Origin of the sequence: Pleomorphomonas sp. NRK KF1, from assembly GCF_023721755.1 — a bacterium.
In the GTDB taxonomy this organism is placed as follows: Bacteria; Pseudomonadota; Alphaproteobacteria; order Rhizobiales; family Pleomorphomonadaceae; genus Pleomorphomonas.
In genome coordinates, this window is sequence record NZ_JAMDLH010000002.1 from 884,121 (window position 1) to 896,547 (window position 12,427).

General features: G+C 64.1%; 12 protein-coding genes. 10 read left to right on the forward strand and 2 right to left on the reverse strand.

The features are described from left to right. Nucleotides 1-23 precede the first annotated feature (23 nt). The 10 genes from M4J39_RS09320 to M4J39_RS09365 all read left to right on the forward strand — a co-directional run bounded on the left by M4J39_RS09320 (nucleotide 24) and on the right by M4J39_RS09365 (nucleotide 10,246). On the forward strand, nucleotides 24-341 hold the full coding sequence (locus tag M4J39_RS09320; RefSeq protein ID WP_251727523.1) for an STAS domain-containing protein: 318 nt from the start codon (nucleotides 24-26) through the stop codon (nucleotides 339-341). Next, on the forward strand, nucleotides 338-706 hold the full coding sequence (locus M4J39_RS09325) for a response regulator (RefSeq protein ID WP_251727524.1): 369 nt from the start codon (nucleotides 338-340) through the stop codon (nucleotides 704-706). Before M4J39_RS09320 ends, M4J39_RS09325 begins: the two co-directional genes overlap by 4 nt. Next, on the forward strand, nucleotides 703-2,733 hold the full coding sequence (locus M4J39_RS09330; protein ID WP_251727525.1) for a chemotaxis protein CheA: 2,031 nt from the start codon (nucleotides 703-705) through the stop codon (nucleotides 2,731-2,733). Before M4J39_RS09325 ends, M4J39_RS09330 begins: the two co-directional genes overlap by 4 nt. After that, nucleotides 2,730-3,233, forward strand: a complete 504-nt coding sequence (locus tag M4J39_RS09335; protein ID WP_251727526.1) for a chemotaxis protein CheW — start codon at nucleotides 2,730-2,732, stop codon at nucleotides 3,231-3,233. Before M4J39_RS09330 ends, M4J39_RS09335 begins: the two co-directional genes overlap by 4 nt. Nucleotides 3,234-3,310: 77 nt before the next feature. Beyond that, nucleotides 3,311-5,158 (forward strand): methyl-accepting chemotaxis protein, encoded by a 1,848-nt coding sequence (locus tag M4J39_RS09340; protein ID WP_251727527.1) that lies wholly within the window; start codon nucleotides 3,311-3,313, stop codon nucleotides 5,156-5,158. A gap of 2 nt (nucleotides 5,159-5,160) precedes the next feature. Further along, entirely contained in the window at nucleotides 5,161-5,655 is a 495-nt protein-coding gene (locus M4J39_RS09345) for a chemotaxis protein CheW (RefSeq protein WP_251727528.1), read from the forward strand. A gap of 176 nt (nucleotides 5,656-5,831) precedes the next feature. After that, nucleotides 5,832-7,568 (forward strand): methyl-accepting chemotaxis protein, encoded by a 1,737-nt coding sequence (locus tag M4J39_RS09350; RefSeq protein ID WP_251727529.1) that lies wholly within the window; start codon nucleotides 5,832-5,834, stop codon nucleotides 7,566-7,568. A gap of 2 nt (nucleotides 7,569-7,570) precedes the next feature. After that, nucleotides 7,571-8,065, forward strand: coding sequence for a chemotaxis protein CheW (locus M4J39_RS09355; RefSeq protein WP_251727530.1), 495 nt, complete (start codon nucleotides 7,571-7,573; stop codon nucleotides 8,063-8,065). Between the two features lie 57 nt (nucleotides 8,066-8,122). Beyond that, nucleotides 8,123-8,980 (forward strand): protein-glutamate O-methyltransferase CheR, encoded by an 858-nt coding sequence (locus M4J39_RS09360; RefSeq protein ID WP_251727531.1) that lies wholly within the window; start codon nucleotides 8,123-8,125, stop codon nucleotides 8,978-8,980. Between the two features lie 159 nt (nucleotides 8,981-9,139). Beyond that, complete coding sequence (locus M4J39_RS09365; protein WP_251727532.1) at nucleotides 9,140-10,246, forward strand: chemotaxis response regulator protein-glutamate methylesterase; 1,107 nt, start codon at nucleotides 9,140-9,142, stop codon at nucleotides 10,244-10,246. Nucleotides 10,247-10,283: 37 nt separating this feature from the next. Here the strand turns inward: M4J39_RS09365 and M4J39_RS09370 are convergent, their stop codons facing one another. Then, nucleotides 10,284-11,348 carry a M48 family metalloprotease gene (locus tag M4J39_RS09370; protein ID WP_251727604.1) on the reverse strand — a complete coding sequence of 355 codons (1,065 nt, stop codon included), beginning with the start codon at nucleotides 11,346-11,348 and terminating at the stop codon, nucleotides 10,284-10,286. Beyond that, nucleotides 11,335-12,396 carry a YjgN family protein gene (locus tag M4J39_RS09375; RefSeq protein ID WP_251727533.1) on the reverse strand — a complete coding sequence of 354 codons (1,062 nt, stop codon included), beginning with the start codon at nucleotides 12,394-12,396 and terminating at the stop codon, nucleotides 11,335-11,337. The genes M4J39_RS09370 and M4J39_RS09375 overlap by 14 nt, the downstream gene beginning before the upstream one ends. Nucleotides 12,397-12,427: the final 31 nt, after the last annotated feature.

Genomic DNA, 12,427 nt, shown 5'->3' on the forward strand with positions numbered 1-12,427 from the left:
CATGGCCAGCAGGAGCTGCTTCCATGGAGAACTCAATCGTCATTCGGATGCACTCAAATCTATGTGTTTCTGACATCAAGACGTCTTACTCTACCTTGGTCGAAGCGATGGATAAGTTTCCGAGTATTCGCCTCGCCATCCCGACCGACGCAATCGTCGATCTCAGCTTTCTGCAGCTCATCGAAGCCGCCAGGCAACGAGCTGCCGAACAGGGCAAATCCCTGTCTCTTCTTGAACCGGCCAACGGCGAGCTTCGGCGCGCGCTGGACCGAAGCGGCCTCATGACGGCCGCGACAGTTGCCGATCGTTCATTCTGGCTCCACGAGGAGACCGCCCAGTGACCGCGAGTATTCTGACCGTCGACGACTCGGTTTCGGTGCGCATGACGACGCGTATCGCTCTGACCGGCGCCGGCTACAAGGTGACGGAGGCCGTCGACGGCCTCGACGGCCTCAACAAGGCCAAGGCGACCCGCTTCGATCTCGTCATCACCGATCTCAACATGCCGAACATGGACGGCTTGCGCATGATCGAGGAAGTTCGGCGCCTGCCGAACCAGATCGGCGTCCCGATCCTGTTCCTGACCACCGAATCCGATGCCGCCCTCAAGGGGCGCGCCAAGGCCGCCGGCGCCACAGGCTGGCTGACCAAGCCCTTTGAGTCCGACCAGCTGGTCCGCCTCGTACAGAAGGTGCTGGCCAAATGAGCACTCCCGACCCAGCAGACATCTTCCGCATCGAAGCGGCCGAACTGCTCGAGCAGATGGAACAAGGGCTGCTCGACCTCGAACATCGCCTTGATGACCGCACGTTGGTCGACGCCGTGTTTCGTGCCCTTCACACCCTCAAGGGGTCGGGCGCCATGTTCGGCTTCGATCGTCTCGCCGCGTTCACCCATCATTGTGAAACCGCTTTCGACCGGGTTCGCAAAGGAGTGGCCGACGCGACGCCGGACCTTGTTTCCGCGGTGCTCGATGCCCGCGACCATATGCGCGCCCTCGTGGAGGATCCCAGCGGCGATCATGCCGACGAGGAGCGCTATCTCCTTGAACGCCTCCAGGCAGCCGTTTCGGGGGCGCCGACTTCCCCGGTCGCGACAATCATCGAGGCTCCCAAGCCCGCAATTCCCGATGCGCCGACGACCTGGCACATTCGGTTCGGTCTGCCGGAGAACACCTTCGTCAACGGCACCAATCCCCTGAGCTTCCTCGACGAACTGAGGGACATGGGCGAATGCCGTGTCGTGCTCGACAGATCGGCCTTGCCGCCCCTGGAAAAGCTCGATCCGACGGCTCTCTACTTCACCTGGGACGTGACGCTGACCACCAGCAAGAGCCGCGCCGACATCGAGGACGTGTTCCTGTTCGTCATGGACGACATGACTCTGACGATCGAAGAGGTAACCGACGGCGAATCCGTCGTCTCGGTGCCCCCGCCCGTCGCCGGACCGGACGCGGCGCCGGCCGCGCCCCCCGTGAGCGAAGCGCCGACGGAGCGTCAGGCAGCGGACGCATCGAGCCGTCCGGTCGCCGAAGTCGCGGATCCCAAGCTGAGACGCAAGGTGGAGAGCGTTCGCGTTCCTGCCGAGCGTCTTGACGAACTGATGGATCGCGTCGGCGAACTGGTGATCGTCCAGTCCCGCTTGCAGCAGATCGCAGCCAGCGGCGCCGACATCGCCCTCCGGACCGTCAGCGAAGAAATGGAACGCCTCTGCAGCGAGCTGCGCGTCACGATGATGGTGCTGCGCATGGTGCCGGTCGCCACTCTGTTCGACCGCTATCGTCGCCTCGTGCACGATCTTCAGCGCGATACGGGCAAGAAGATCGAGCTGTCGACCGACGGCGAGAGCACCGAGATGGACAAGACCGTGATCGAGCGTCTGGCCGATCCGCTGGTCCATCTGGTGCGCAACTCCGCCGATCACGGCCTTGAACCAACCGAAGAGCGCATCGCAGCCGGCAAGTCGGAAACGGGCAGCATCCGCCTGTCGGCCCGCCAGACCGGCGGCGAAGTGATCATTTCGGTCACCGACGACGGCCGCGGCATCGACAGGGCCAGGGTTCGCGCCAAGGCGGAAACTGCGGGCCTGATCCAGCCGGGAGCGACGATTCCCGACCAGGAACTGCTTCAGCTGATTTTCCAGCCGGGCTTCTCGACGGCCTCGTCGGTCACCAACCTGTCCGGACGCGGCGTCGGCATGGACGTCGTCAAGAAGGCCATCGAGTCGCTGCACGGCTCGATCGACATCGCCAGCCGTCCCGGCGAGGGCTCCACGGTTTCGCTTCGCATACCGCTGACGCTGGCCATCATCGACGGCCTGCTCGTTAGGGTGGGCGAAGGTCATTATGTGATCCCTCTGCCCGCCGTCGAAGAATGCATCGAGATCAGCCAGGAGGAAGACCTGCGCTCGCGCGGTCGCGCCTTCCTGTCGCTTCGCGATGCCTTGGTGCCGTTCATCCGCCTTCGCGAGCTGTTCGCCACCGGGACCAAGCCGGATCTCTATCAGAAGATGGTCGTGGTCTCGACCGGCGAGGAACGCGTCGGCCTGATCGTCGACCAGATCATCGGCCACCACCAGACCGTCATCAAGTCGATGTCGAAGCTGCATGACGACGTGACCACCTTCTCGGGGGCCACGATCCTCGGCGACGGCTCGGTCGCTCTCATCCTTGACGTGGCCAATCTGGTCTCGCTCGGCCAGGAGCAGGAGGCGCGGCTGCGCGCAATCGCATGAGTGACCTAGCCCTTAAAATCAAGGCCGGCCGGGACGTGCCCGCCGGCGAGATCGAAGTCCTGACCTTCGAGATCGGCGGAGAGACCTTCGCCCTCGAGGCCGCCATCGTGCGCGAAATCCTCGATCTTCTGCCGGAAACCATCGTTCCCGGCAGCCGACCGTTCGTCAACGCGGTCATCAACTTCCGCGGCAAGGTCATCCCGCTTGCGGATATCCGTGTCGCCATGGGAATGCCAACCGCCGCCACCACTATCGATAGCCGCATAGTGGTCGTCGAGCTGGATCTCGACGGCGTCCCCTCGCTCATCGGCCTCAGAACCGATCGGGTGAACGAGGTCACCACCTTGTCGAAGGCGAACGGCGAGCCGCCGCCGCGCGTCGGTCTCAAGTGGCCGGCCCAGTTCATCGAATGCCTGATTCAAAGGGAAGGTGCCTTCATCATCTTCCCGAACCTTAAGGCCATCTTTGCTTCCAAGGGCAAGTCGAGCCAGCCGAGCTGAGTCGAATACCCGAGATCCCAAATCAAGACCCACAAGCCCGGACGGGAACCCGGACATATCGACGGAAAGTTCAGTAAATGCGTATCACAATCAAAATAAAGCTTGCGCTGTCCTTTGCCTTGGTCGTCGCCATGCTCATCAGCCTGGCTGTCCTAAGCACATTCAGCCTCGCCAACCTCAACGACACGCTCTCCAACCTCGTCAACGGCCCGGTCGTCCGCCTGCAATACGCATTGGAGGCCAAGGGCGCGCTGGCCGAGTCTGTTCGCCAGCAGAAGAATGCCTTGCTTGCCACCGAGACAGACAAGGTCAACGAGTATTACAAGAAGTCCGAGACCTCGCTTGCCACTGTTCTGGATCTCGCCCAGAAAGGGCTCGATGGCGCCAGTGACGATCGGAAGCCTGCTTGGGAAGTGCTCAGGGCGGCCGCCGACGATTTCTCAAAGGCGGCGTCGAAACTCCCCCAGGTACAGGCGAGCAGCGGCCAGATGGCAGCTATCAGCTTCTCCCAAGGCGACGTCAGCACGACTGCGAACGCGACCTCTGAAGCCGCGGACGCCTTGGTTGACGGACAACAGAATGTTCTGCAGGCCGCGACCATTGCCGCGGAGAGCACCTACCAGTCGATCAGGACGCTCGTGATTGCTCTTGCGGTGGCCGCTGCATTGGTTGCCATTGTCGCCGCGACCTGGATGTCGCTGTCCATCGCTCGCGGTCTCAAGCGGGGTGTCGATCTCGCTGAGGCAGTCGCCATCGGCGATCTCAACCAAGAGGTTGTGCATAAGGCCAACGACGAGATCAAGGATCTGATCTCGGCCATGCAGAAGATGACGGCCAACCTGCGCGAAACCGCCGGCATGGCCGCGGAGATCTCCAACGGCAACCTCACCGTGACGCCGAAGCCGCTGTCCGACAAGGACACGCTGGGCAAGTCGCTGCTCGATATGGTCGAGCGTCTGCGGTCGGTGGTAAGCGACGCGTTGGTCGCCTCGGACAACGTGTCGGCGGGTAGCCAGCAGCTGTCGTCGGCCTCCGAGCAGATCGCCCAGGGCGCCACCGAGCAGGCTTCGTCGGCCGAGGAAGCCTCCTCGTCGATGGAAGAGATGGCCTCCAACATCAAGCAGAACGCCGACAACGCCGCCCAGACCGAGAAGATCGCCCGTCAGTCCGCCAAGGACGCCGAGACCTCCGGTCAGGCCGTCACCCAGGCCGTCGCCGCCATGCAGACGATCGCCGAGAAGATAGGCATCGTCCAGGAGATCGCCCGCCAGACCGACCTCCTGGCACTCAACGCCGCCGTCGAGGCGGCCCGTGCCGGCGAACACGGCCGCGGCTTTGCCGTCGTCGCCTCGGAGGTGCGCAAGCTCGCCGAGCGTTCGCAGGCCGCCGCCACCGAGATCTCGCAGATGTCGGTCGACACCGTCGCGTCCGCCCAGCAGGCCGGCGACATGCTGAACCGTCTGGTGCCGGATATCCGCAAGACCGCCGAACTGGTGTCGGAGATCTCCGCCGCCTGCCGCGAGCAGGACATCGGCGCCTCCCAGATCAACCAGGCGATCCAGCAGCTCGACAAGGTGACGCAGCAGAACGCCGGCGCCTCCGAAGAGATGTCGGCGACCTCCGAGGAACTGGCCGCCCAAGCCGAGGAACTGCAGGCCTCGATCGCCTTCTTCCGCGTCGACAACGCGGTCGCCGGTTCCAAGGCCGCCCAGCGCAAGGCTTCCGGACAGGCATCCAGGCAAGCCGCCAGCCATGTCCCCGCCCGCGCCGCGCAGCCGGCCGTGCCGGTCAAGAAGGCCGCCACTGCCGGAAAGCCGCAGCGTCCGACCGTGAAGGCTCAGCAGGAAGCCGCACGCGGCTTCGCGCTCGACCTCGACATGGGCGGACCGGACGATGACGATGCCGACTTCAGGGAAAGCGCCTGACCATGACGGCTCGTTCCTCGGAGACCCAGTACGTCACCTTCGCCCTCGGCAGCGAGGTGTTCGCGGTCCCCGTCGCCGTGGTGCGGGAGATCCTCGACCATGAGGAGAGCTTCCGCATCCCGAACGGACCGGACTATCTGATGGGCCTGCGCGACGTGCGCGGACAGGGCGTGCCGGTGATCGACCTCAGGCTGAAGCTCGGCCTCAGCCGCACGGTCCCGACCCCCAACACCCGCGTTCTGGTGGTCGACATCACCCTGGGCGAGCGCCAGCTGACGCTCGGTCTCGTTGCCGACCGCGTGTTCGAGGTCGCCGCCTTCCGCGGGGATCAGTTGGAGGCGGCGCCGGACATCGGCGTCCACTGGAACTCCGACTACATCGACGGTGTCGTCCGCCGCGATCAGGGCTTCGTCGTCGTCATCGACCTCGCAAGGCTCCTGACAGCCAAGGACATCACAGCTCTCGGCGGCAAGGACCAGACCAAAGCCGTCGCCTGAAAAGCGGAGCGGCGTTTCTCGCCGCCCGCCAACTTGCCTACAAGCAGCATGGTTAGCTCGCCCGGTACCAAGCCCTATTTCGCGCTGACGCCGTCGACACCGAAAGGGACTGGGGAGCTCCTGCCGACCGAAGTGACCAAACCGAATTCGCCCGAGCGAAATAGGGGATCAAGTTCATGCGTATCACCATCAAAACGAAGCTGGGCCTCGCCTTCGGGTTCGTGATCGTGCTGACGGGGGCCATGGCGGGGCTCGCCGTCAAGGACCTGGCGGGCCTCAACACGGCGATCGCTCACATCGTCAACGGACCGACCGTCGATCTCGACAACATTCGCGTGCTCACGAACGAGTTCAACACTGTCGTTCGCAACGAGAAGAACGCGGTGATGAGCAGCGACTTCGGTCAGATCACCTCCTTCCGGGAGAAGATCGAGCAGGGCAACCAGAAAATTCGCGAGGCGAGCGACAGGATCGCGACCTCGACCAATCCGGTGGTGGTCGCCGAAATCGCCAAGTTCAAGCCGCTGTTCGAAGAGCGTGCGCCTTTGTCGGGCCAAATTCTCGATCTTGCCGCCATCAACACCGATGAAGCCGACTTGCGCGCTTCGACGATGAGCATGGGCAAGGCTCTGGAACTGAGTTACGACATCTACGATCTGCTCGATGAAATGGCGACCGACATCGGCACAAACCTCCATGCGACCGACGAGGAGGCCACCGCCGACTATCTGGCCTCGCGCAACCTGCTGCTTGGTTTCATCGGCTTCGTCGCGTTGTTTTCCCTGGCCGTCGCCGTGCTGATGTCGATGTCGATCAGCCGCAGCCTGCGCAATGCGGGCAACGTGATGGGCCGGGTGGCCGATGGCGATCTGACCTGGAAGGCCGAGAAGCTTCCCAATGATGAAATCGGCGACATGCTGCGCCTTGTGGACATCATGGTTGAGCGTCTCCGGTCCGTGGTGAGCGATGCCTTGGTGGCCTCCGACAACGTGTCGGCGGGTAGCCAGCAGCTGTCGTCGGCCTCCGAGCAGATCGCCCAGGGCGCCACCGAGCAGGCTTCGTCGGCCGAGGAAGCCTCCTCGTCGATGGAAGAGATGGCCTCCAACATCAAGCAGAACGCCGACAACGCCGCCCAGACCGAGAAGATCGCGCGTCAATCCTCCAAGGACGCCGAGACGTCCGGTCAGGCCGTCACCCAGGCCGTCGCCGCCATGCAGACGATCGCCGAGAAGATCGGCATCGTCCAGGAGATCGCCCGCCAGACCGACCTCCTGGCACTCAACGCCGCTGTCGAGGCGGCCCGTGCCGGCGAACACGGCCGCGGCTTTGCCGTCGTCGCCTCGGAGGTGCGCAAGCTCGCCGAGCGTTCGCAGGCCGCCGCAACCGAGATCTCGCAGATGTCGGTCGACACCGTCGCCTCCGCCCAGCAGGCCGGCGACATGCTCAACCGTCTGGTGCCGGATATCCGCAAGACGGCCGAACTGGTGTCGGAGATCTCCGCCGCCTGCCGCGAGCAGGACATCGGCGCCGCCCAGATCAACCAGGCGATCCAGCAGCTCGACAAGGTGACGCAGCAGAACGCCGGCGCCTCCGAAGAGATGTCGGCGACCTCCGAGGAGCTGGCCGCCCAAGCCGAGGAACTGCAGGCCTCGATCGCCTTCTTCCGCGTCGACAACGCGGTCGCCGGCGCCAAGTCCTCCCAGCGCAAGGCTCCGGGACGAGGCAACCGGCCGCTGGCCTCCCGCGAGGCTGCCGTCGCTCAGAAGCCCGCGCCGGCCGGCAGGAAGATCAACGGGTCCGGCATGCCGCGTCCGACCGTTAAGGCCCAGCAGGAAGCCGTACGAGGCTTCGCGCTCGACCTCGACATGGGCGGACCGGACGATGACGATGCCGACTTCAGGGAAAGCGCCTGACCATGACCGCTCGCTCCTCGGAGACCCAGTACGTCACCTTCGCCCTCGGCAGCGAGGTGTTCGCGGTCCCCGTCGCCGTGGTGCGGGAGATCCTCGACCATGAGGAGAGCTTCCGCATCCCGAACGGACCGGACTATCTGATGGGTCTGCGCGACGTGCGCGGACAGGGCGTGCCGGTGATCGACCTCAGGCTGAAGCTCGGCCTCAGCCGCACGGTCCCGACCCCCAACACCCGCGTTCTGGTGGTCGACATCACGCTCGGCGAGCGCCAGCTGACGCTCGGCCTCGTCGCCGACCGCGTGTTCGAGGTCGCCGCCTTCCGTGGCGACCAGTTGGAGGCGGCGCCGGACATCGGTGTCCACTGGAACTCCGACTACATCGACGGCGTCGTCCGCCGCGATCAGGGTTTCGTCGTCGTCATCAACCTCGCAAGGCTCCTGACAGCCAAGGACATCGCAGCTCTCGGCGGCAAGGACCAGACCAAGGCCGTCGCCTGAAAAGCGGAGCGGTGCTTCTCGCCGCCCGCCAACCCATCCAATACGTGAGGACCGAACTTGTCGTCTGTCGAGGCCCTGCACTTTGATCGTTCGGCCGACCGCCTCAGCGCGAAGAACTTCCGTCGGCTGTCGGAGTTCGTGAGCTGCTACAGCGGCATCAAGATGCCACCGGGCAAGCAGACCATGCTGGAAGGCCGCCTACGCCGGCGCCTGCGCTCGACCGGATTCGCGTCGCTCGACGACTACTGCACCTATCTCTTCGACAACGACGGGCTGGAAACCGAGGCGGTGGCGCTCATCGATGCCGTCACCACCAACAAGACGGACTTCTTCCGCGAACCCAAGCACTTCGAGTTCCTGAAGCGATACGCCTTGCCGGCGCTCGTGCGGAATGGCCGGACCTCGCTCCGGCTGTGGAGCGCGGCCTGTTCGGTGGGAGCGGAGCCCTACACGGCGGCCATGATTGTCGCCGATTTCGCCGAGAGCTCGGGGCCTCTCAACTACTTCGTCCTTGCGACCGACTTGTCCACCGACGTCCTCGCCGCCGCCCGCAAGGGGATCTATCCCGCATCCATGCTTGCTCCGGTGCCCGACGACTACATGCGGCGTTTCGTTCTTCGCTCGAGCGACCCCACAAGCAATCTCATGCGCATCGCGCCGGCTCTCCGGTCGAAGGTCGGTTTTGCGCGGATGAACTTCATGGACGAGACCTACCCGATCGGCGAACCGGTCGACGTCATCTTCTGCCGCAACGTGCTCATCTACTTCGACAAGCCGACGCAGGCCAAGGTTCTGTCGCGTCTGTGCGACTGCCTGGCACCGGGCGGGTATCTCTTCATCGGTCACTCGGAGTCCATCACCGGTTTCAACCTGCCGGTTCGAACCGTAGCCAATACGATTTTCCAGAAAATCTGAAGCGCTGCAGCCGGCTATCGCTTGCTCCAGGGCACCCGTGTCGCTGCTTCCAAAGCCGACTTGCCGCCTCGATCACCCCCATGTTAGGCCAAACAGGTCGAGCGTGGCGTAGCCAGGAAAAGGCGTCGCCGCCGAGTGAGGCCCACCGCCCGGAGCGAGATGACGTTGCCCCCTCAGAAACGCGTCCGCGTCCTCATTGTCGACGACTCCGCGTCCGTTCGGCAGACGCTGTCCACCATCCTCGGCAACGATCCTGAGATCGAGGTGATCGGCGTCGCGGCCGACCCCTTCGTCGCCGCCAAGCGCCTCAGGGACGACATTCCGGACGTCATCACCCTTGACGTCGAGATGCCGCGCATGGACGGCATCACCTTCCTCAAGAAGCTGATGGCTCAGCACCCCATTCCGGTGGTGATGTGCTCGTCGCTGATCGAAGAGGGCTCGGAAACCCTGATGCAGACGCTGGAGGCCGGAGCAGTCGACGTCATCCTGAAGCCGAAGATCGCCGCCGCCGATCACCTCGCCGAGCAGGCCATGCTGATCTGCGATACCGTCAAGAGCGCTGCCCGCGCCCGCCTGGGGCGGCGGAAGAATGACAAGCCGGCAGCGGTGTCCGGGGTGAAGACGTCCGCCCCCAAGCTGACGGCCGACGCCATGCTGCCTCCCGCCGCCCATCGCGCCATGGCGAAGACCACCGAGATCATTGTCGCGGTCGGCGCTTCGACGGGCGGCACCGAGGCCTTGCGCGAGTTCCTGATGGCCCTTCCGGCGAACGCCCCCGGCACCGTCATCGTGCAGCACATGCCCGAACACTTCACCGCCGCCTTTGCCAAGCGGCTCGATGGATTGTGCCAGGTGAGCGTCAAGGAGGCCGAGGACGGCGACCCGGTGTTGCGCGGGCACGTGCTGATCGCACCCGGTGGCCGGCATCTTCTTCTGGAGCGCCAGGGCGCCCGTTACCACGTCGCGGTGAAGGACGGACCGCTGGTGTCGCGCCACCGCCCCTCGGTGGACGTGCTGTTTCGCTCAACCGCCAGGGCGGCCGGTCAGAACGCCATAGGGGTCATCATGACCGGCATGGGCGATGACGGCGCGCGCGGAATGCTCGAAATGAAGGAAGCCGGCGCCTACACCATCGCGCAGGACGAGGAGAGTTGCGTGGTGTTCGGCATGCCGAAGGAGGCCATCGCCCGCGGCGGCGTCGACACCATCCTGTCGCTCGAAGACATCGCACCACACGTCATGCTGCAGCAGTCGCGGCGGTGACGAAGGCATTGGCGCAAAACAGGCACTTTGCCGACCTTTACCTTGCAGGCGCTCCGCTTTCCAGTTCGCGAGCATAGCTTAGGACGTCGGCGCGGCGTTCGGGCGTGTCCGGATGCGTGGACAGAAAGCTGACGTCGCCCCGCTTGCCGGAAACCGCCTCGATACGGTCAAAAAAGCGGACGAGGGCCGTCGGCTCGTAGCCGGCGGCGCGCATGATCTCGACGGAGCGGCGATCGGCTTCTGTCTCGGCAGCGCGCGAATAGGACAGGGCGAGGATGGCGCCGCCCTGGGTCAGCATGTCCTCCAGCCCCGAACCGACATCGCCGGCAATCAGCAAGATCATCGCCGTCACGCCGGCGACGCGGTAGATTTGCCGAAGGCTGTGCTTGCGCTCGACGTGGGCGATCTCGTGCCCAAGCACACCGAGGATCATCTCCCGATCCCCGTCGGCCAGCTTCACGAGATCGTCGGTCAGGATGAGGTTGCCGTCCGGTAGCGCGAAGGCGTTGGGGCCGATCGATCCGCCGTCGCGAAAGTTGAGTTTATAGGCCGTTGGCCCGCCTTCGGACGCGACGGCCAGTCTCGCAAATCCGTCGCTGATCGCCTGCTTCTCGTCCTCGGGCAGCTGGGAAGGCTCCAGAACGGTCCGGTCAAGCGAAGCCAGCGCGCCAGAGCCGATCATTTCCGGCACGAAAGGGGGCGTCGCGAACACCGCGACTTCGACCAGCGCCGGAACCGCGTAGCGATAGATCGCGAAGGCGAAAAGAATGACGGCGACGACGAAGACGAAGAGCCGGGGACGGAACGCCTCCAGACCATGGATCAGGCCGGACCTCGCTCCCCTATGCCGGCGAAGCCAGGCGTCAACGCCGTCGTTATCGGCTGTTTCGAAGACGGAGCCGTCCGGAAAGGTCAGCCTGCGGGGAATCGAGCCGACACGCGGGCTGATCTCGACCCCCGTCTCGGACGCAGCGGCGCAAATGGCACCGTCGGCGATGACCGACAGACCATCTCCGTCTTCTCGGAGATCGGCGGAAATCGAGCGGCTGGTGTTTGGCGGATGCCACTCGCCAACCGCGACCGGCTCATCAGAAGCCAAAATCGAAGCCTTCCATGTCAACGTATTCGGCAGAGATCGCCGATCCGCTCGCCTCGATTTGCGACATTACCTCGCCGGGGTCTCCATTGATACGGATGCCGGTATGCTCGTTCGTGAAACGCGCCATGCGCACCGCGGCCCAGGGACGCATCAGGCCAAGCGTCAACACGGTGACGAGAATGTTGGAGGCGGCGATCCAGGCATAACGCAGCCGGGGGATATCGCTCAGCAACTCGTGACGGCCATCCAGAAGCGCTGCCGACAGCACGACGTTCCGTACGCCCGTGCGGTAGACAAGTACGGCGAGACCGTAGATGAGCACCACAACGTAGGGAAGGAACACCATGAAGAACGCAAAGCCGCCGATATCTTCTCTTCCGCCTCGTTCCATCTCAAGGGCCGCCGCGATGATCACGCCGACAATCATGCCGCCGAGAACGAACAGCAGGAACGGAAGCAGCCAGATACGATAGAGCGCCCCGAGACGCGGCTCGGATGAAAAGCTCCGGTCGCCATAGCGGAGATTGTTGAGGATGTAGCGCCAAAGCCAGCGGCTCGCCAACGGGGCCAGAACGCCAATGGACAGGAAAGCAACGATACCCCCCAGCGTCACAGCGACGAAAGCGCCACCGGTCGACCCCACGAAGTCGAAGCGGACGTTGCGATAGCTGGTCACCCGCGCATTGAACCGCAAACTGCGCTTGATGATCCACGGCAGCCCGATCACGATGACCAGCCATGTCGCCAGCGCAAACAGTGGATGGATGATGCTGAGAATGTTGATGGCAATCAGCGCGACGATGACGATCACTCGGCCGATGAAAATCTGGAGTCCCTTGGCATGATATTCGAACGTCCGGCCGAGAAGGACGGTGTTGCCGTAAAAGTAGCGCTTGCGGCGCACCTTGGCCCAGGCGGAGTAAATGCCGAGCGTCAGGATGGTCAGCAGGACGTTGACGATCCAGATGCCGAAATACTCCGAAGCGCTGCCTGTGAACGAAGCGCGCGAGAAGCTATCCGCCGAGGCCGGCGGCGTATCAACCAAAGCCATGATTCTGTCCCCGTATGCCCAAGGCAAAATG